18 protein-coding genes are annotated in these 19,138 nt (G+C 53.8%); 6 read left to right on the top strand and 12 right to left on the bottom strand.

All coding sequences use genetic code 11. The features are described 5' to 3' along the window. Nucleotides 1-4: 4 nt before the first annotated feature. From tolQ to C3Z11_RS12145, 7 genes are all read right to left on the bottom strand, one after another. Nucleotides 5-679: a protein TolQ gene (tolQ, locus tag C3Z11_RS12115; RefSeq protein ID WP_394810213.1), complete on the bottom strand. Its 675-nt coding sequence runs from the start codon at nucleotides 677-679 to the stop codon at nucleotides 5-7. Between the two features lie 24 nt (nucleotides 680-703). Beyond that, nucleotides 704-1,117 carry a tol-pal system-associated acyl-CoA thioesterase gene (gene ybgC, locus C3Z11_RS12120; protein ID WP_106478214.1) on the bottom strand — a complete coding sequence of 138 codons (414 nt, stop codon included), beginning with the start codon at nucleotides 1,115-1,117 and terminating at the stop codon, nucleotides 704-706. Further along, nucleotides 1,114-2,154, bottom strand: coding sequence for a Holliday junction branch migration DNA helicase RuvB (ruvB, locus tag C3Z11_RS12125; RefSeq protein WP_106478215.1), 1,041 nt, complete (start codon nucleotides 2,152-2,154; stop codon nucleotides 1,114-1,116). Before ruvB ends, ybgC begins: the two co-directional genes overlap by 4 nt. Beyond that, the gene (ruvA, locus tag C3Z11_RS12130) at nucleotides 2,151-2,810 is read right to left on the bottom strand and encodes a Holliday junction branch migration protein RuvA (RefSeq protein ID WP_106478216.1); all 660 of its coding nucleotides are present in this window, start codon (nucleotides 2,808-2,810) and stop codon (nucleotides 2,151-2,153) included. The genes ruvB and ruvA overlap by 4 nt, the downstream gene beginning before the upstream one ends. A 140-nt stretch (nucleotides 2,811-2,950) precedes the next feature. After that, complete coding sequence (ruvC, locus tag C3Z11_RS12135; protein WP_106478217.1) at nucleotides 2,951-3,493, bottom strand: crossover junction endodeoxyribonuclease RuvC; 543 nt, start codon at nucleotides 3,491-3,493, stop codon at nucleotides 2,951-2,953. 317 nt (nucleotides 3,494-3,810) lie between these two features. Next, nucleotides 3,811-5,583, bottom strand: a complete 1,773-nt coding sequence (aspS, locus tag C3Z11_RS12140) for an aspartate--tRNA ligase (protein ID WP_106478218.1) — start codon at nucleotides 5,581-5,583, stop codon at nucleotides 3,811-3,813. An 86-nt stretch (nucleotides 5,584-5,669) separates the two neighbouring features. Continuing rightward, nucleotides 5,670-5,921: an FmdB family zinc ribbon protein gene (locus C3Z11_RS12145; protein WP_106478219.1), complete on the bottom strand. Its 252-nt coding sequence runs from the start codon at nucleotides 5,919-5,921 to the stop codon at nucleotides 5,670-5,672. Nucleotides 5,922-6,191: 270 nt separating this feature from the next. Between C3Z11_RS12145 and C3Z11_RS12150 the strand changes: the two genes are divergently transcribed. The 6 genes from C3Z11_RS12150 (at nucleotide 6,192) to C3Z11_RS12175 (ending at nucleotide 13,431) form a co-directional block, all read left to right on the top strand. Then, nucleotides 6,192-7,157 carry a D-2-hydroxyacid dehydrogenase gene (locus C3Z11_RS12150; RefSeq protein ID WP_106478220.1) on the top strand — a complete coding sequence of 322 codons (966 nt, stop codon included), beginning with the start codon at nucleotides 6,192-6,194 and terminating at the stop codon, nucleotides 7,155-7,157. Nucleotides 7,158-7,411: 254 nt separating this feature from the next. After that, entirely contained in the window at nucleotides 7,412-8,338 is a 927-nt protein-coding gene (locus C3Z11_RS12155; RefSeq protein ID WP_106478221.1) for a ribokinase, read from the top strand. Between the two features lie 48 nt (nucleotides 8,339-8,386). After that, the gene (locus tag C3Z11_RS12160) at nucleotides 8,387-9,331 is read left to right on the top strand and encodes a nucleoside hydrolase (protein ID WP_106478222.1); all 945 of its coding nucleotides are present in this window, start codon (nucleotides 8,387-8,389) and stop codon (nucleotides 9,329-9,331) included. Nucleotides 9,332-9,490: 159 nt separating this feature from the next. Further along, nucleotides 9,491-10,258, top strand: coding sequence for a trehalose-phosphatase (otsB, locus tag C3Z11_RS12165; RefSeq protein ID WP_158701039.1), 768 nt, complete (start codon nucleotides 9,491-9,493; stop codon nucleotides 10,256-10,258). 6 nt (nucleotides 10,259-10,264) lie between these two features. Then, nucleotides 10,265-12,052, top strand: a complete 1,788-nt coding sequence (locus C3Z11_RS12170) for a glycoside hydrolase family 15 protein (protein WP_106478224.1) — start codon at nucleotides 10,265-10,267, stop codon at nucleotides 12,050-12,052. Further along, complete coding sequence (locus C3Z11_RS12175) at nucleotides 12,049-13,431, top strand: alpha,alpha-trehalose-phosphate synthase (UDP-forming) (protein WP_106478225.1); 1,383 nt, start codon at nucleotides 12,049-12,051, stop codon at nucleotides 13,429-13,431. The genes C3Z11_RS12170 and C3Z11_RS12175 overlap by 4 nt, the downstream gene beginning before the upstream one ends. Before the next feature lie 78 nt (nucleotides 13,432-13,509). Here C3Z11_RS12175 and C3Z11_RS12180 read toward each other — a convergent pair whose 3' ends face one another. From C3Z11_RS12180 to nei, 5 genes are all read right to left on the bottom strand, one after another. Continuing rightward, nucleotides 13,510-13,818 carry an acylphosphatase gene (locus tag C3Z11_RS12180; RefSeq protein ID WP_106478226.1) on the bottom strand — a complete coding sequence of 103 codons (309 nt, stop codon included), beginning with the start codon at nucleotides 13,816-13,818 and terminating at the stop codon, nucleotides 13,510-13,512. Nucleotides 13,819-13,927: 109 nt separating this feature from the next. After that, on the bottom strand, nucleotides 13,928-14,845 hold the full coding sequence (locus C3Z11_RS12185) for a LysR substrate-binding domain-containing protein (RefSeq protein ID WP_106478227.1): 918 nt from the start codon (nucleotides 14,843-14,845) through the stop codon (nucleotides 13,928-13,930). A 161-nt stretch (nucleotides 14,846-15,006) separates the two neighbouring features. Further along, entirely contained in the window at nucleotides 15,007-16,431 is a 1,425-nt protein-coding gene (gene cls, locus C3Z11_RS12190) for a cardiolipin synthase (RefSeq protein WP_106478228.1), read from the bottom strand. Between the two features lie 169 nt (nucleotides 16,432-16,600). Continuing rightward, complete coding sequence (locus C3Z11_RS12195) at nucleotides 16,601-18,106, bottom strand: fumarate hydratase (protein WP_106478229.1); 1,506 nt, start codon at nucleotides 18,104-18,106, stop codon at nucleotides 16,601-16,603. 154 nt (nucleotides 18,107-18,260) lie between these two features. After that, nucleotides 18,261-19,088 (bottom strand): endonuclease VIII, encoded by an 828-nt coding sequence (nei, locus tag C3Z11_RS12200; RefSeq protein WP_106478230.1) that lies wholly within the window; start codon nucleotides 19,086-19,088, stop codon nucleotides 18,261-18,263. Nucleotides 19,089-19,138: the final 50 nt, after the last annotated feature.

The following is a 19,138-nucleotide window of genomic DNA, read 5'->3' on the forward strand; positions in this document are numbered from 1 at the left end:
CTCCTTAAGCCGCGTCGTTTTGCGAGCGACTTTGCAGGTTGCGATGCAAGATGGAATGAAACTCCTCGGCAAAGTTTTCCATTCTGACCAGCTGTTTTTCTGCGTTACTGGTCAGCCGGTTATAGGCAATAACCGCAGGAATAGCAGCAAAGAGTCCCATAGCCGTGGCTACCAGCGCTTCAGCAATCGAGGGTGCGATAACCCCCAACGTTACTTGCTGGACATTGCCTAACGTCTGGAACGTGCCCATGATGCCCCATACGGTGCCAAACAGACCGATATAAACGGCAGATGAACTGATGGTGGCCAATATCGGTAAATGTTGATCAAGCTGCTCCTCCTCACGTGATAGTGCGACACGCATGGAACGTTGCACACCTTCCAATACCGCCTGATTATCGCGCGTCTTGGGCAACAGCCGGTTGAACTCACGAAAGCCTGAACGGAAAACATGGGCCGCTCCCTCAGGATTATCTGAAGGCACTTCGCGATAAAGCTCGTTTAAGTCGACCCCGGACCAGAAGCGTTCTTCAAACGCCTCATGAGCTTTACGGGCGCGCTTAAGCGACATCCCCCGCTGAAATATCAATACCCAAGAGAGAATTGAAGCGGCCAGCAAGATCAGCATGATCAGTTGCACTACCAGACTGGCATGAAGAAACAACGAAATGATAGACATCGATTCGTTCACGGGAAATCCTCGTCAAACGTGCTGTGGGTCCGTGGTGTTAGAAAGGGCCTTGCGCAGAGCGTCCGGCCAACGGGTAGGTTTCAGCCGAGAGGCATCGATACAGGCGATATCGACCTCGGCATCACAAAGGCGTTCCCCACGCCTTAATACGTACTGCTGAAAGGTGGCGGCACAGTGCGAACTCGCCTTGATGTCAGCGGTGACACCAAGCGTGTCATCAAGCTTTGCCGGCTTGGCAAAACGACACGTTAGCCGTCGCACCACCAACTGAATATTGTTTTGCAATAGCGACTGTTGCGTAAAACCGTGACTGCGTAGCCACTCGGTGCGCGCCCGCTCCATAAAGTTCAGATAATTGGCGTGATAGACGATACCGCCTGCATCTGTATCTTCGATATAGACCGTCACGGGTAATTCAAACGTCATGGACTATCGCTCTCTGCACTGATATCAGGCGTCGCATCCGTTGGAGAAATTCCAAAATGCAGATAAGCCGAACGGGTCACCATTCGTCCCCGAGCGGTGCGCAGCATGAAACCCTGCTGAATCAGATAAGGTTCAAGCACATCTTCAATGGTATCGCGCTCCTCACTGATCGCTGCGGCGAGGCTTTCGACACCGACCGGGCCGCCATCGAACTTCTCGATCATGGCAAGCAACAAACGCCGGTCCATGTGATCAAGGCCATGGCGATCGACATGCAACATATTAAGTGCCTGATCAGCGATTTGCGCCGTGAGGCGCCCATCGCCTTTAACCTGGGCAAAATCTCTAACCCGCCGCAACAGACGATTGGCAATACGGGGCGTGCCGCGTGCGCGACGTGCGATTTCGGCAGCACCTTCGAACTCAGCCTCAAAGCCGAGCAACTTCGCACTGCGCACCACAATTTCGGTCAGATCATTGACCGCATAGAATTCCAAGCGCTGTACGATCCCGAAGCGATCACGTAGCGGTGCCGTCAACAAGCCTGCCCGAGTCGTCGCGCCTACCAGCGTAAACTTGGGCAGATCAAGCTTGATTGAACGCGCCGCTGGCCCCTCACCGATCATGATATCGAGTTGGTAGTCTTCCATCGCTGGATAAAGTACTTCCTCGATGGCGGCTGAAAGACGATGGATCTCATCGATAAACAATACGTCGCCAGGCTGAAGACTGGTCAACATTGCAGCGAGATCGCCTGCCTTTTCCAGCACGGGGCCAGACGTCGACTTGATGTCGACATCCATCTCCTCGGCAATGATATTGGCAAGTGTGGTCTTGCCTAGCCCGGGCGGGCCAAAGATAAGAGTATGATCGAGGCTGTCACCGCGCTGGCGCGCGGCCGTAATAAAGATATCGAGCTGTTCGCGAACTCTCGGCTGACCAATATAGTCCCCAAGACGCTTGGGCCGTATGGCATGATCAACGCGTTCTTCATTACCTTGCGGAGCCGCCGCAATCAAACGATCAGATTCAATCATTTAGGCTCCCCATTTCTGGCTGTGCCAGAACGTGCCGACTCCTGAACACCGGACAACTTCCGCGATAGCGCCGTCTTGATCAGCGCCTCCGTCGATTGAGACGTATCGAGATCAGAAAGCATCTTGGCGGCTTCAGTCGGCTTGTAGCCTAGCGCAATCAGTGCTGCCTCGGCATCGGCATATGCATCGGGCTCAGCGGTAAGATCAAGGTTGGGCAAACTAGTACCGCTTTGCTGTTTACCGAACTCAGGCCAATGCTTGAAACGGTCGCGCATTTCAATAATAAGGCGGTCGGCTGTCTTCTTGCCGACGCCCGGCAGACGCGTTAGCGCCTTGCTGTCTTCATCCATGACGCAGCGTACAAACTGGTCCTGTTCCATCCCGGACAGAATCGCCAACGCAAGCCGTGGTCCCACGCCGGAAATCTTGATCAATTCACGGAAAAGACGACGCTCCTCCTCACGGGCAAAACCGTAAAGAAGGTGGGCATCTTCACGTACTGTAAGATGGGTATATAGGCGTACCGCCTCACCTGGAGCCGGCAATGCCAGGAGGGTGTTCATCGAGGCTTCTAGTTCATAACCCACGCCATGTACATCGATAACGACCAGAGGAGGTTGTTTTTCTAAAAGCGTGCCGTGAAGGCGTCCAATCATACAGCAGCTGTCTCCAATGAATTCGCAAACAACCCAGGCAATATGGGGAGCCACTATACTGGTCACCCATGCGACTGGCTAGGTAGTAGAAAAAAGGATTAAGTAGGGATACAGGGAGGATCGATGCCGTGCTCACCGGGTCAGGAGGGACGAAACATGCGCCAGCTACTACTGCGCGACACGCTACGCCGATTTGAGGCACCGCCCTGCTGCACCAGACCACGCTGGGTATAGCAATGGGTCAATGCTATCGCTAACGCATCCGCCGCATCGGCCTGAGGGGTTCCAGCCAGTTTAAGCGTTGCAGTCACCATTTGCTGCACCTGCAATTTATCGGCGCCGCCATGACCAGTTACCGTCTGCTTGATCAAGCGGGCCGCGTACTCATGTACCGGCAGGCCATGGTTTGCGGCGCACACGATCGCCGTTCCTCTTGCCTGGCCTAGCTTGAGTGCCGAATCGGCATTTTTAGCCATGAATACTTGCTCGATCGCAAACTCAGCCGGACAGTGCCGAGCGATGATCTCTGCAACACCGGCATACACTTGAGCGAGCTTTTGAGCCAGGTCAGTTGCATTGATGCGAATGCAGCCACTATCAACATAGCGAGGAGCCGCCTGGGATACATCAATCACACCGAAGCCGGTGAAACGTGAGCCCGGATCGATGCCAAGAATAATCATGCAGCTCTCTTTTGGATTACGCCATTTATCGTCATGTCTTACTCAATATCTTTCAGTATGGCGCCATCGAAATCAACCGGGGAATAGATATCCTGACTGTCACCAAGCATCCCAAACATAACGATGACTAACCACCATTACCTACACAGAAACCAGCGAGTGAACATCTTGCCCGCCTTGGCGCCGTGAAATGCTTGATATTAGCTCACTTGCTACGGCCAGCCATCAAGAAGGACCTTTTTTAGGCATTGCGCCGGACAACATTGCCCGGCGCAATAACATAGCAAAATCAGCCCTTTATTTATAAGCGGTATGGCTTACTGCTGTTCGGTGGCCTTCTGACGCAGTCGAATATTCAGTTCTTTCAACTGCTCGGCACTGACTTCTCCAGGAGCATCAGTCATCAGATCCGCCGCGCTCTGCGTCTTGGGGAAGGCAATTACGTCACGGATTGTACGGCCACCGGTCATCAACATGACCAAACGATCTAGGCCGAAGGCCAGACCGCCATGCGGCGGCGCACCGAACTGCAAGGCGTCGAGCAGGAAGCCGAATTTCTCGTTGGCTTCTTCCTCATTGATGCCCAGCACCTCGAAGACGACACGCTGCATCGCCTGATCGTGGATACGGATCGACCCACCCCCAAGCTCAGTACCGTTGAGTACCATGTCATAAGCACGCGATAGCGCCTTGGCCGGGTCGGCCTTGAGCTCTTCCGGCGTGCACGACGGCGCCGTGAACGGATGGTGCAGCGCAGAGAGACGACCGTTGTCTTCACGTTCGAACATCGGGAAGTCAACTACCCACAAGGGTGCCCAAGCCTGAGTGTAAAGATTGAGGTCTTCACCTAGTTTAACGCGCAGTGCACCGAGCGCCTCATTGACGACCTTGGTCTTGTCAGCACCGAAGAAGACGATATCGCCATCCTGAGCGCCAACGCGGTCGAGCAGTTCCTCGATGACACTTTCCATGAACTTGACGATCGGCGACTGCAACCCTTCTAGACCGGCTGAACGGTCATTGACCTTGATCCAGGCCAACCCCTTGGCGCCATAGATCCCGACGAATTTGGTGTAGTCATCGATTTCCTTACGCGACAGCTTGGCACCACCGCTCACCTTCAACGCGGCGACGCGCCCGTCGTCGGCATTAGCCGGCCCGGAGAAGACCTTGAAATCGACGCCTTTCATCAGATCATCGACATCGACCAGCTCAAGCGGAATGCGCAAGTCAGGCTTGTCCGAACCAAAGCGCTGCATTGCTTCGCTGAACGGCATGCGTGGGAACTCAGGCAATGCAACGTCAAGCACCTCGTTAAACAGCTGCCTAACCATCTTCTCGGTGATCGCCATGATATCGTCTTCGTCGACAAACGAAGCCTCAAGGTCGATCTGAGTGAATTCCGGCTGACGATCGGCACGCAGATCCTCGTCACGGAAACACTTGGCAATCTGATAATAGCGGTCGAACCCGGACACCATTAGAAGCTGCTTGAATAACTGCGGCGACTGCGGCAATGCAAAGAAATGCCCAGCATGGGTGCGGCTCGGCACGAGATAATCTCGCGCGCCTTCCGGGGTAGCGCGAGTCAGAATCGGCGTCTCGATGTCGAGGAAGCCTTCACCTTCAAGATAGGCGCGCACACTATGGGTGATACGTGAACGCAACCGTAGGCGCTCGATCATCTCTGGACGGCGTAGGTCGATGTAACGGTACTTGAGGCGCACTTCTTCGCCGACCTTGCCGTGTTCGTCGAGCTGAAACGGCGGCGTTGCGGCCGTGTTCAACACTTCGACATTCTTGGCCAGTACTTCGATCATACCGGTCGACTTATCGGGGTTTTGCGTGCCTTCGGGGCGCAGGCGTACGCGTCCCTTGATGCGCAACACATACTCGCTACGAGCCTTGTCAGCGTTAGCAAACGCCTCGGGAGTGTCAGGGTCGACGACAACCTGAGCGACACCCTCACGGTCGCGCATGTCGAGGAAGATGACCCCGCCGTGATCACGGCGGCGATGAACCCATCCGCAAAGCGTGACCTCCTGGTCTACCAAGGTCTCGTTGAGTTGGCCGCAATAGTGGCTGCGCATGTCTAATCCTGTTTTATAACGCTAAATGAAAAGCCGCGATGTTATGAGTAAACGCCTTCGGCCGCCACAAGGGCGACCGAAGTGCATCATGCATCGCTCGAAGCTGTACTGTCGCCCTTGGCGGGAGCACTGTCGCCCGCCAGGTTCTTCTTGCCTGATGATTTGAAATCAGTTTCGTACCAACCGCCACCTGCTAGGCGAAAACCAGCGGCGGACACCAGGCGCTGGAGCTCCGCTGCATGACACGCTGGACAATCGGTCAAAGGCGCTGCACTCATTTTCTGAAGTTTTTCCAGGTGATGGCCACAAGCCTTACACTGGTATTCATAGATCGGCATGGTTTATTACCTACGTATGAAGACGCCATCGGGCGCCAGCGACACGTTAAAGATACGGCCTTTCAAAAAGAAAAGCCTTTCAGAACGCGAATATATGACCGCTTGAGGGTATTTCCAAGCGTTCGCCTCACGCAAAACGCCCTTACTTGTGCACGAATCGTTTACTGCTTGTGGATCACGCTGATTGAAAGCCCGCTATTATAGCGTGCAGCGGCACGCCGCGGGCAACCCGCCACGCCCTTAGACAACGAAATTAACCAGGAGATAACAATGAAAGCGGTGCTTCTCGACGCAGCCACTCTATCCGATGACGTTGATTTAGGCCCCATTGCCGCGCAAGTGGAGCAGTTTGAGCAGTTTGAACTGACAGATCAGTCTGCTGTCATTGATCGTTTGAAGCATGCTGATATAGCACTCACCAACAAGGTCATCATCAACGCCGAGGCCATGGCAGCCCTACCGGATCTCAAGCTGATCTGCGTACTTGCTACCGGTACCAATAACATCGACATGGATGAGGCCAAGCGCCGCGGCATCGACGTCAGAAACGTGACCGCCTATGGCACAGCCAGTGTGGTACAACACACCATGATGATGCTGCTGGCCTTGGCGACTAGACTACCGCTTTATCAGCACGACGTCGCTGGACATGCCTGGAATCAAAGCCCGATATTTACGCTGCTGGATCACCGCATTTTTCAGCTTCAGGGCAAGCATCTAGTGATTGTCGGTCAGGGCGAGCTGGGAGGTAGCGTGGCAAAGATTGCTGAGGCGTTTGGCATGACCGTCACCTTCACGGCCCGCCCCGGCAATGAGCGTAACGACTCAAGGCCTGCCCTTGCAGAAGTTGCACCGCACGCGGATGTCTTGAGTCTTCACTGTCCGCTAACGCCTGAGACGCATCATCTCGTTGATGAAGCACTTCTCACTTCGATGAAAAATGATGCTTTATTGATCAACTGTGCCCGCGGTGGCGTAATCGATGAAGCAGCAGCTTTGGAGGCGCTACGAACTGGCCGCTTGGGTGGACTTGGCGTTGACTCCCTTCCTCAGGAGCCGCCTCGAGAAGGCCATATATTGATTGATGCGCTCGCTCAGGGAGGCCTCAACTTGATTGTCACCCCCCACAATGCCTGGGCCACATTGGAAGCGCGTCAGAAGGTTGTCGAACTGACGGCGGACAATATCGCGCGCTTCTTGTTATCCAACAGCAAGACCGCAGCTACCGGCGGATGATGCTCATCATCAAGCCAAGAAAAGTGAACAAATAGGGTATGTGCACTCACTATTGACAAAGCACCTCTATCAATCTCTGTGCTGCAGCTATTGCTGAGCGCTAACCTGCTGGCTCAGTATGGCTAGACAACGAATCAGATGATCGAATCGATATCGCGTCCTTAGCTCTTTCTTAGGCAGATCAATGCGTTATCATGACGGATATCGCGGTTTTATGCGCTTTGCTACGATGAGCCGTTCGGGAGGGAACGCTAATGCTCTATAACTATGGCTCCATCAATATTGATCATGTTTATCGGGTGCCGCATCTGGTTCGCCCAGGTGAGACACTATCAAGCCTGTCCTATCGCCAGGTACTGGGTGGAAAAGGCTCAAACCAGACGATTGCTGTCGCTCGGGCTGGCGGTAACGTCATGCATTGGGGACGCCTTGGGCGCAAGGACCGCTGGGTGCTGGAAACGCTGACTTCGTCAGGTGCCAATATCGCGCATATCGAGATCGCCGAGGAAGCCAGCGGGCACACCGTGATCCAGGTCGATGACGAGGGCGAGAACAGCATCGTCCTCTACCCCGGCGCCAATCACGGCTTCAGCCGCGCCCATCTTGAGGCGCTGTTCAGTATTACCCAGCCGGGTGAATGGCTGCTGCTGCAGAATGAATGCAACGCGACTGACGAAGTTCTGGCACTTGCCCATCAGCATGGTATGAAAATCGCTTTCAACCCAGCGCCGATGAATGCCGAGGTACGCAAGCTGCCGCTTGAGCATGTTGACGTCCTGTTTCTCAATCGCGGCGAGGCCGCGATGTTGCTCGATGCGGACGACAATACGCCTACCGAGGCGTTGCTGGATCAACTGGAGCAGCGTTTCCCAGCCACCGAAATTGTACTCACTCTCGGCGCTGAAGGCGTCGCCTATCGCCACGGCGAGTCGCGTCTGCAAATTCCCGCTCAGCGCGTCGAGGCAGTCGACACCACCGGCGCCGGCGATACCTTTATCGGTTATTTCATGGCCGCACGGCTTGCTCAGGCGCCGATCGAGACCTGTCTTCAGCGTGCCACGACCGCGGCGGCACTCTGCGTGCAGCGTGAAGGCGCCGCACCGAGTATTCCCACCACCGCTGAACTCGAACAGGTCTTGGCGCAGCAGCCACCACATGATGTGTTGACGTCCTCAAGCTAAACCTTTTCAACTTCATTCAACAGCAACAAACAGAAGAAGGAACGTTTAATGCCCACTCCCATTATTTTTGACACCGATCCTGGCGTTGACGATGCTCAGGCCATCGCGTTAATCATGCTCGACCCAGAAATTGAAGTGGTCGGTCTGACGACTACCTTCGGCAACGTGCACGTCGATACTGCGACCCGCAATGCCCTGCTGCTAGCAGAGCTGGCGGGACAGGACATTCCGGTTGCCCAAGGCGCCGCCTACCCGCTCGCCAAGACACCCCATGACGTGCCAGCTCATATCCATGGTGCTGATGGCCTGGGCAACCAGGACCTGCCCGAGCCCAAGGGTAAGGCCGTCGAGCAGACTGCCGCACAGTTCATCGTCGAACAAACCCGCCAGCGCCCCGGCGAAATCACCCTCGTCGCTGTCGGTCCTCTTGGCAATCTGGCCACCGCCATCCAGCTCGACCCCGACGTCGTCAACCGGGTCAAACAGGTCGTGATCATGGGTGGCTCAATCATGCGAGGCGGTAATGTCACCCCTGTCGCCGAAGCCAATATGTTCTCCGATCCGCACGCCGCCTCGCGTGTACTGACTGCCAAGTGGCCGTTGACCTTGGTTGGTCTCGACGTTACCCATGAAACGGTAATCGAGCCTGAACGGATGGCGCGTATCCGTGAAGCACAAGGTGCTCTCGGCGAGGTACTGGCCAAGAGCTACGACTTCTATGCCGACTTTTATCGGGAAGCATTAGGTATCGATGGCTGCTGCCCACATGACAGTTGCGCCGTCGCCTGGCTGCGTCGTCCTGACCTGTTCACGACCGTACGCGGCCACCTGAGCGTGGTTACTGAAGGACTGGCTGAAGGGCAGACGCTGTTCGCTCCCGAAGGACGCGGCTTCGTTGGCGATCGCTGGATGCAGTCACCGCTGGTGGATGTTTGTATGGGAGTAGACGGCAAGGCAGCGGTTGACTGGATGGAAAGTGTACTGACCGCCTAAACAGAACGTTTTTCACCTTATCTGCCGGGCTCTCTTGGTTACGGGCAAGAGAGCCCTTATATATTCTGCATTGACGAGTCTTATACTGATTTATTACTACTTATAATAGTATTCTGGGCTTATTTACATCGACATGCGTTCATGGAGGACCGTTCTTCGATGCAAGACAACACCGTTTTTTCTCACTGCCCGCTGCCGAGTGAGCCCTCTGAATGGGCCCTCTTTCTTGATCTTGATGGCACCTTGACCCCGCTGGTCGATCATCCTTCCAATACCCATGTTGAAGAAAGAATGCTGGAGCTGCTTGATGGCCTCTGGCATGCGCTTGATGGTGCGCTAGCCGTCGTCAGTGGGCGTAGTGTCAAGGATCTTGAGCGGTTGTTAGCGCCCTTGCGCTTACCACTCGCGGGTCAGCATGGTGCTGAACGGCAAGATGCCGACAGCAAGTACACTAACATTGAGCCCAATCATGAAGCGCTTGAGCAATCACGCCAAGCGCTTGAGCAGTTTGTCGAGCAGACGCCCGGCCTGTTCCTGGAAGACAAGGGGGCAAGTCTTGCCCTGCATTATCGGAATGCACCAGACGAAGCTGACGCGGTAAAACAGAAGACGCATGCGCTTGAACAGGAATTGAATGGCGCTCTCAAAATTCATGAAGGGAAATTCGTCGTCGAGATTCGTGACACCTCATGCAACAAGGGCCGTGCCGTTCAAGACTTCATGCAATCAGCGCCTTTCAAGGGCAGGTGTCCCGTCTTTGTAGGCGATGATCTGACTGACGAAGACGGTTTTGAAGCCGTAAATGCTCTCAATGGTCATTCCATCAAGATTGGTGATGGGCCAAGTGCCGCATCATGCCGACTGGAGAGCCCTGCTGAAGTACTGCTGTGGTTGGAAGAGTGCCTCAAGCGCGTTACCAGGAGCTGATAGCCCATGCTCCCATCGCTCGATTTAGGCTTGATCGGTAATTGCAGTTTTGCAGGGCTGATTGACAAACGTGCGTCAATTGTCTGGGCATGTATGCCCCACCTTGACGATGATCCCGTGTTTTCGGCCCTTCTGGGGGGTAATGCGCCTGAATATGGCCGTTATGATATCGAGCTAATCGATCAACACGGTGATATCGAGCAGCACTATCTACGCAACACCGCTATCCTGCGTACTGTGTTGACCGACAGAGCCGGCAACAGCGTTGAGATTATCGATTTCGCGCCTCGTTTCGAGCAATTTGGACGCACGTTTTGTCCACAGATGCTTATCCGCTACTTGCGTCCGCTTCAGGGGCATCCGCGGATTCGCATCAAGCTACGACCGCTATTCAATTACGGTGCGCTGCATCCCACTGTTACGCATGGTAGCCATCACATTCGCTATGTTGGGGAAACTCAAGCGTTAAGATTGACGACTAACGCGCCGGTTACCTCCATTCTCAACGAAACGCCCTTTTTCCTGGAGCAGGATACAACGCTGCTGTTAGGTGCCGATGAATCAATTACCCGCTCAATCCCAGAGGTCGGTCGCAGTTTTTTAGAAGATACCAAGGCTTATTGGGAAAACTGGGTACGTAATTTATGGGTGCCCTACGAATGGCAAGATGTGGTGATTCGCGCCGCGATCACGCTAAAGCTCAATGCCTTTGAAGATACGGGAGCGGTAATTGCTGCCGTTACCACTTCACTACCGGAATCTGCTCACAGCGGACGCAATTGGGATTATCGCTACTGTTGGCTACGCGATGCCTGTTTTGTAGTGGCGGCCTTGAATCAAGTGGGTACCACCCAGACAATGGAAGATTTTATTCGCTACATTATTAATATTGCTTCCGACAGTCAGGATGGTTACTTGCAGCCTGTCTACCGTATTAATGGGAGTGACAAGCTTGATGAGCGTATTGTTGACTCTCTACCGGGCTATCGTGGCATGGGACCAGTTCGCATCGGCAATGAAGCCTATCTGCAAGCGCAAAATGATGTTTACGGTTCTGTCATACTCGCTGCTGGTCATATGTTTCTTGATCAGCGCCTACCACGCCAAGGGGATAAGGGCCTTTTCTCACGCCTTGAAGTCCTTGGTGAAAAAGCGGTTCAGGTTTTCGATCAGCCGGACGCTGGCTTATGGGAATACCGAGGCCGTTCAGAGGTGCACACCTTCTCAAGTGTGATGTGCTGGGCGGCGTGTAATACGTTGGCGTTAATTGCTAATCACTTAGGGCTTGAGCAACGGTGTGCCTATTGGCAGCATCATGCTGACCATATCCATCGGATTATTGATAAACGCGCCTGGAATGAAGAGCGTCAGAGTTATGTGGCGGCCTTTGAAGGCGACACGATGGATGCATCCTTGCTGCTGCTTTCACGACTTGGCTTTATAAACGCTGGCGATCCCCGTTTTGCCAGCACTGTTCAAGCCATAGAAGAAGAGTTACGCGATGGCGATTTTCTTTATCGCTATATCGCGCCCGACGACTTCGGCGTTCCCGAGGTCTCGTTTACGGTATGTACCTTTTGGTATATCGATGCACTTGCTGCCTTGGGCCGTCGCGACGAAGCGCGTCGGCTTTATGAAAAACTTGTGGCATCACGCAACCATCTGGGTCTGCTTTCAGAAGACATCGTGACGGATAACGGTGAACTCTGGGGCAACTTTCCGCAGACTTACAGCATGGTAGGACTCATCAATTCAGCACGGCTATTAAGTCGTCCTTGGGAGGAGGTATTTTGAACTCTCTAATTGTGGTCTCCAACCGAGTACCGGCCCCAAAGCAATCAGGAAGCCAAGGGGGGCTCGCAGTAGGTGTCATGAATGCGCTACAGAAAGCCGATGGACTGTGGGTCGGCTGGAACGGTGAAATCGACGAGAGCGATGATGTAGCGCCCTCGCACTATGAATTCGACTCTGTGCGCTTCGCCACGTTTCCTCTGAAACAGCACGATTATGAGACCTACTACACCGGCTTTTCCAATGAGGTGCTGTGGCCACTGTTTCACTATCGGCCGGACAAGGTCGAATATGACCGCCAGAACCTGGCGGGTTATTTACGTGTCAACGAGCTTTTTGCCGACAAGTTGCTGCCTCTGATCGAGGATGATTCGCGCATATGGGTGCATGACTATCAGTTGATTGCGCTGGGGCATTTCCTGCGCGAAAAAGATGTCAATTTGCCGTTGGGCTATTTCCTGCACATTCCATTCCCACCCTGGGACGTATTACGGATCATTCCCGAGTACGAACAGCTGCTGCGTTATCTAAGCGCCTATGATTTGATCGGTCTGCAAACCGACATCGATTTAAAGAACTTCCTCGACTGCATGCAGCAGGGACTTGGTGCTACGTTGCATGATGACAATGTGATCGAACTCAACGGTCATCGCTTCAAGGCAGGCGCTTATCCGATCTCGATTGATGTCGATGAAGCATTACGCATGGCGAAAGAAGGTGAAGATTCCGTCACCGGCCAGCGTTTGAAGAAGTCACTTAGCGGACGTCCATTGGTCATTGGTGTTGACCGGCTTGATTACAGTAAAGGTGTCTACAAACGGTTTCAGGCCTATGAGCGGATGCTGGAAAATGCCGAGAATCTGCGTGGTAAAGTAACATTCATGCAGATATCACCGCCCTCACGTACCGATGTGCACGAGTACGCCGAGCTGCGCACCACGCTTGAGCGTGTTGCCGGCCACGTTAATGGGCGTTTTGCTGAGTATGATTGGATACCGCTGCGGTATCTTAATCGCGGCTATGCTCGGGAATCGGTCATGGGCTTCTTGCGCATGAGCCGCGTCGGCTTCCTGACACCGCTTCGTGATGGCATGAATCTTGTGGCCAAGGAATTTGTTGCCGCGCAGAACCCTGAAGATCCCGGCGTGCTGATTGTTTCTCACCTGGCCGGTGCTTCACGCGAACTGGATGGGGCACTTGTGTGTAATCCATATGACGTGGATGGTGTAGCCGACATGCTCGAAAGGGCATTGACCATGTCATTGGAAGAGCGCAAGGACCGTTGGCAGCGCATGTACGATATCCTGCGCCGTAACGATATCCACAATTGGAGTCGCACCTTCATGGAAACGCTGGTCAGCGTTCCCTACTCCCGCTCATAATCCTCTTAACAGCAACGATAAAGGCCAGTAAATACTGGCCTTTTATCTCACTTATGCATCTCACATCAGCTTGGCAGATCAGAGCACTTTGAATCCGTCGTGCTCATGAGCGGGCACCTCTTCAAGCTCAACATCGGTCACGTCCGCGTTGTCTGGCCCCTTCCACAACCATTCAACGACACGATCAACTGCGCTAGCTTCTCCTACCAATAGCACTTCGACACGGCCATCGTTAAGATTTTTGACATAGCCGTTCAATTTCTCTATCTGTGCCTGCATCTGAGTAGCACGACGATAGTTAACGCCATGTACAGTCCCGCTTACCCACGCCTTTACACCTTTACGATCCGATGAATCATTCGTAAATGATGTGCCTTGATCACTCATGGCTACCTCCTGTTAATTATCAATCGAGGTGATAACAACAAAAGCGTGGCCAACAATAGCGGACTTAGCCAATCCTGATGACGAATATCTACAAAAGTTCGCCTTAGCATCACGCCTCGAGAAAATCATGGGGCAATTTCTGCAGGCGCTTCCAGAGGCGCTCTACCCCTGGCTTATGCACAAGCGAACAGCGATAAAGTCTAATTTCGAGAGGAATGTCCCATTGGGTATCACCAGCACGCACGAGGCGTTTGCTGGATAGCTCCTCTTTCACGCAAAAATCGGGAATCCAGGCGACGCCAACGCCCTGTAGCGCCATCCCTTTCAGTCCTTCTGCCATAGCGGTTTCATACACTGTCTTGAGACGTAAGCGTAGAGGATCATTCTTGAGCAGCATCCGTACACTGCTCCCCAAGAAAGCGCCATGTGTGTAAGACAATAATGGAATCGAGCCTTCCCCTACCAAGGGGAACTGTGGCTGCCCGTGACGATCAGGCGAACACACTGGCAGCATTTTTACCTGCCCAATCGAAAACGAAGGAAACACCTGACTGTCGAGTTGCATCGATGCATAAGGATCATGATAAGCCAGCATCAGATCGCAATTACCTTCACGTAGCACATGAATAGCATCACCGACATTCATGGCAATCAAGCGTGTAGGCAACTCGCCGACGCCTTTTTGCAGTCTCGAAATCCATTTGGGAAAGAACGCCAAGGCTAATGAATGTGCCGCAACAATATCCAGCGCCTCATTGGCCATCTCAAGGCCACGTAAATGGCTCAAGCACTCACTCAGCTGCTCGACGAGATTACGCGCCGTCACTACAAACAGCTGCCCTTCGGGAGTGAGCCCTACCGGTGTCGTTGATCGATCGACCAAGGTAATACCGACCGCTTGCTCAAGCGATCGAATACGCCGGCTGAAAGCGGGCTGTGTCACATGGCGCTGACGCGCCGAGGCGGAAAAACTACGCGTATTGGCAAGCGCTACAAAATCTTCCAACCATTTAGTTTCGAGGTTCACCGTATTCCTCTGCTGCCTTTGCTCGTAAGCCCATACGAGCATGAGGCATCGTGGGTCATATAAGTGGTGAGCACGAGTTTAACCAAGCTCCCCTCGTTCACCAATGGGCAAATGTTCATGTCATGTGAATTCATACCAAGCGAGGCCTAGACTAATACTACTCATTGTATCGGAGAAGCCAGATAAGCTGCGCGAGATACCAGCTTACGCCATAAGGGACGCTTGATAATTTCATCCAGCGTCACCTGACGGCAACGCGAAAGATCGTCCACCAACATCCTTTCAACATCAGCGGCAAAGGTGTCATCAAAAATGTAAGCGGTTACCTCGAAGTTAAGCCTGAATGAACGATTATCGAGGTTAACCGTGCCGACGGCGGCGCTGTGATTGTCAATAAGGCATACCTTCTGATGAAGAAAGCCTGGTTGATAACGGTATATTTTAACACCTGCGCGAATCATTTCCGCCAAGAATGAGAATGCCGAAAGAAACACCAGCAGATGATCCGGCCGCTCAGGCATCACGACGCGCACATCGACGCCTCTGAGCGCGGCAAGGATCAGGGCATCCTGTACGCCTTGGTCAGGCACAAAATAGGGGCTCGTGATCCAGAAGCGCTCATTGGCCGAGTGAATGGCATGTTGCATCAAGAGACTCGCCGTATCCTGAAGATCAGCCGGTCCCGAAGGGATGACGACGGCAAACTGATCGAAATGCTTCGCAGGTAAAGGCTGCCATTCAAGGCCCAATATTTCACCCGTGGCCCAATGCCAATCTTCCCAGAACGCCTCCTGCAGACCAAGAACAGCAGGCCCAGTCAGTTGAAGATGGGTGTCGCGCCAAAGCCCATAACGCGGGTCTTCCCCCATGTATTCATCACCGACGTTGAGTCCTCCGACCCAACCACGCTTACCATCGACCACCACGATCTTTCGATGATTGCGGAAGTTGACCTGAAAACGGTGCCGCCATCCTTTTGAAGAGCCGAACTGATGCACTTCGACACCCGCGTTCTGAAGCTCGTTGATATAATTCTCCGGCAGCTTCCGGCTGCCTATCTCATCGTATAAAAAGCAGACACGAATACCGTTCTCGGCTCGATTGATCAGACGTTGCTTAAGCTCGCGGCCAAGCCTGTCATCTCGTACGATAAAAAACTGAATCAGAATGTACTCTTCGGCAGCTTCAAGCCCCGCGAAAATACTCTTGAATGTTGCCGTGCCATCCACGAGCAGCTCAGCGTGATTGCCACGGGTCATGGGCATCATCGCTAGACGTTCGACCGTACGAATGCGGCCATTGGGATCGTCGGGACGGGCAAAAAATGGCTCAACCTGCTTACGAAAACGCGTCAGTACACGCCGCAGCGTACTGTCGCGCTCTTCGCGTGCCGAAATGTAGCCATAAAAGCGTGGTCGGCCAAATATCCAGAACGCCGGTACAGCCAGATAGGGGAAGGTGAGAAGAGAAATGATCCAGGCAATCGCACCCTGCGAAGTACGACTGGACATAAGTGCCATGATACTGGAAAGCGCGCCCAGAATATGAATGGCGACAATCAAAAGGCCGCCAAGTAAAGCTGTCATTGTGCTCCTTAATCCGTAATGGCCACGTTATCTGCGCCGTTCATGGAGCATACATGAGCCTATCAGCAGGGTCATCTGGGCCTCCCGGCCGGGCTCTAAGCGCAGATTAAGAAAGGCTGCGCGCGAGATACCGGCGTGAAAGGCCCTAGATTATCCTCTGAATCTTATCTCATGACTGTTGAGCAATGATTTCACGCCACTTTGCCGGTCCGAGTTTATGGATAGATTCACCACGGCTATCGACAGCGACCGTCACAGGCATATCTTCCACTTCGAACTCATAGATGGCTTCCATGCCCAGATCTTCAAAAGCAATGACGCGGGAGCTCTTGATTGCCTGAGCTACGAGATAGGCAGCCCCCCCTACCGCCATCAGATAAACAGCCTCGTTGTCGCGAATCGCCTCGATCGCCGTCGGTCCTCGCTCGGCCTTGCCCACCATTCCCAGCAGGCCGGTTTGCTCCAGCATCGTGCGAGTGAATTTATCCATCCGTGTCGCCGTGGTAGGTCCTGCCGGGCCAACCACTTCATCACCGACAGGGTCGACGGGGCCAACGTAGTAGATAAAGCGTCCTTTTAAATCAACCGGTAGCGCCTCGCCCTTGGCCAACATATCGGCCATACGCTTGTGCGCCGCGTCGCGGCCCGTCAGTAACTTGCCGGACAGCAGGACCGTATCTCCCGGCTGCCAGCGCTTGACCTCTTCCGGTGTAATATCATTAAGATTGGCACGCTTGACACCCTCGCCTGCCTCCCAGGCAATTTCCGGCCAATCATCAAGCTTGGGCGCGGGCAAGGATGCAGCACCACTGCCATCAAGCGTGAAATGGACGTGACGAGTTGCCGCGCAGTTGGGAATAATCGCGACCGGCTTGTTGGCCGCGTGGGTCGGGTAGTCTCTGACCTTGATATCGAGCACGGTCGTCAATCCGCCCAGCCCTTGAGCGCCAATCCCCAGCTTGTTGACCTTGTCAAACAGCTCAAGACGCAGTTCTTCGGCCCGATTGGACGCCCCCCTCGCTTGCAATTCGTGAATATCGATCGGGTCGAGTAGCGCTTCCTTGGCGATCTTCATTGCCTGCTCGGCAGTACCACCGATGCCGATGCCAAGCATGCCGGGAGGACACCAACCTGCGCCCATCTTTGGCACCTGTTCAAGCACCCATGCGGCCACGTCATCAGACGGATTGAGCATCGCGAACTTGGTCTTTGCCTCGCTGCCGCCGCCCTTGGCCGCAACGTGAATCTCGATGGTATCGCCCGGCACAATCTTGTGATGAATAATCGCTGGCGTATTGTCCTTGGTATTGCGACGGGCACCGTCGGGATCAGCCAGCATCGAGGCGCGCAGCACATTGTCAGGATGGCTGTAGGCGCGACGTACGCCCTCGTTGATCATGTCCTCAAGGCCCATGTCCGCTTCCCAACGTACGTTCATGCCGACATTGACGAAGACCGTGACGATGCCGGTATCCTGACAGATCGGACGATGGCCGGTGGCGCACATGCGTGAGTTGATCAGGATTTGAGCGATGGCGTCGCGTGCTGCCGGATTTTGCTCACGCAAATAAGCCTGATGCATCGCATCGATAAAATCCTTGGGATGATAATAAGAGATATATTGCAGAGCATCGGCGACGCTTTGAATAACATCGTCCTGACGAATCACGGTCATGAGAAGGCGGTTCCTTCATTGTTATGCATCAAGCATTGATAGCGATACGGACACCATCACAGTGAAGCGGAAGTATACCGCGATCCAACTTAAATCTTTTGTCTCTTACAGAAATATTGATAGCTTTATATTGTTAGCAAAGATAACGGTATAACTATAAGGAGCGACGCTGGCATTGCGGGCAAAGGTAAAGCCGACGCGATGCCACATTATGCCTTTCAATCATTGTCCCGCAGGCAAAACAAGGCTCGCCCGCACGACTAAAGACGGCATGCCGCCAGCGTTGGCGAGATGCTCCCTCCTCCTGCATAAGTTGACGCCACGGCTCGATATTGGTTACCCCGGCCAGCGCATAGGCACGATGTACCGTGCCATGAATCGAGCATGCCAGCCGCTGGCGAGACGCATCATCGAGCTCAGAGGGCCGTACATCAGGCAACAATCCGGCAAAGAACAGGATTTCCGAACGCAGATAGTTGCCAATGCCGGCATAAAAGCCTTGATCAAGCAACAGCACGCCAAGACGCCGATGCTTGAACAACGGATCCAGTAAACGCCTCTCAATATCCCTGATACTGACATCATGGGTCAGCAGATCGGGACCGAGCCGCGCAATGAAAGGATGGGTACCGATCGTATCGATGTGCCACATCGAGATATCGGAGGCACTGTAAAGCCACGCCGCATGTGTAGAAGTCGTCAGTTTTACGCGCAGCGAGCGAGACGTATCGGGAGTGTGAGAACGACGGGCAATCTTCCACACCCCATAAAGCTGATTGTGCGAGTAGAGAACATGGCCATCCTCGAAGCGTGTCAGCAACGCCTTGCCCCAGTTATCAACGCGCATTACCCGCTGCCCAGCGAGCACCGCTTCAAATATTTTCAGCTCATCGAACGCAAACCAGACATCATCCAGCCTATGCCCTGCCAGTATCTTACCGAGCCGATCGGCACTGCGGCGAATTTCCGGACCTTCAGGCATAGCGATTCCTGACACTCATTCATAAAAAAGGCCGCGATGCGGCCTCCTAT

This window comes from Phytohalomonas tamaricis (assembly GCF_003012345.1).
In the GTDB taxonomy this organism is placed as follows: Bacteria; Pseudomonadota; Gammaproteobacteria; order Pseudomonadales; family Halomonadaceae; genus Phytohalomonas; species Phytohalomonas tamaricis.

Excerpts from the sequence above, each read along its gene's own strand:
- tolQ (WP_394810213.1), bottom strand. The coding sequence starts at position 679 with ATGTCTATCATTTCGTTGTTTCTTCATGCCAGTCTGGTAGTGCAACTG.
- ybgC (WP_106478214.1), bottom strand. The coding sequence starts at position 1,117 with ATGACGTTTGAATTACCCGTGACGGTCTATATCGAAGATACAGATGCA.
- ruvB (WP_106478215.1), bottom strand. The coding sequence starts at position 2,154 with ATGATTGAATCTGATCGTTTGATTGCGGCGGCTCCGCAAGGTAATGAA.
- ruvA (WP_106478216.1), bottom strand. The coding sequence starts at position 2,810 with ATGATTGGACGCCTTCACGGCACGCTTTTAGAAAAACAACCTCCTCTG.
- ruvC (WP_106478217.1), bottom strand. The coding sequence starts at position 3,493 with ATGATTATTCTTGGCATCGATCCGGGCTCACGTTTCACCGGCTTCGGT.
- aspS (WP_106478218.1), bottom strand. The coding sequence starts at position 5,583 with ATGCGCAGCCACTATTGCGGCCAACTCAACGAGACCTTGGTAGACCAG.
- C3Z11_RS12145 (WP_106478219.1), bottom strand. The coding sequence starts at position 5,921 with ATGCCGATCTATGAATACCAGTGTAAGGCTTGTGGCCATCACCTGGAA.
- C3Z11_RS12150 (WP_106478220.1), top strand. The coding sequence starts at position 6,192 with ATGAAAGCGGTGCTTCTCGACGCAGCCACTCTATCCGATGACGTTGAT.
- C3Z11_RS12155 (WP_106478221.1), top strand. The coding sequence starts at position 7,412 with ATGCTCTATAACTATGGCTCCATCAATATTGATCATGTTTATCGGGTG.
- C3Z11_RS12160 (WP_106478222.1), top strand. The coding sequence starts at position 8,387 with ATGCCCACTCCCATTATTTTTGACACCGATCCTGGCGTTGACGATGCT.
- otsB (WP_158701039.1), top strand. The coding sequence starts at position 9,491 with ATGCAAGACAACACCGTTTTTTCTCACTGCCCGCTGCCGAGTGAGCCC.
- C3Z11_RS12170 (WP_106478224.1), top strand. The coding sequence starts at position 10,265 with ATGCTCCCATCGCTCGATTTAGGCTTGATCGGTAATTGCAGTTTTGCA.
- C3Z11_RS12180 (WP_106478226.1), bottom strand. The coding sequence starts at position 13,818 with ATGAGTGATCAAGGCACATCATTTACGAATGATTCATCGGATCGTAAA.
- cls (WP_106478228.1), bottom strand. The coding sequence starts at position 16,431 with ATGACAGCTTTACTTGGCGGCCTTTTGATTGTCGCCATTCATATTCTG.
- C3Z11_RS12195 (WP_106478229.1), bottom strand. The coding sequence starts at position 18,106 with ATGACCGTGATTCGTCAGGACGATGTTATTCAAAGCGTCGCCGATGCT.
- nei (WP_106478230.1), bottom strand. The coding sequence starts at position 19,088 with ATGCCTGAAGGTCCGGAAATTCGCCGCAGTGCCGATCGGCTCGGTAAG.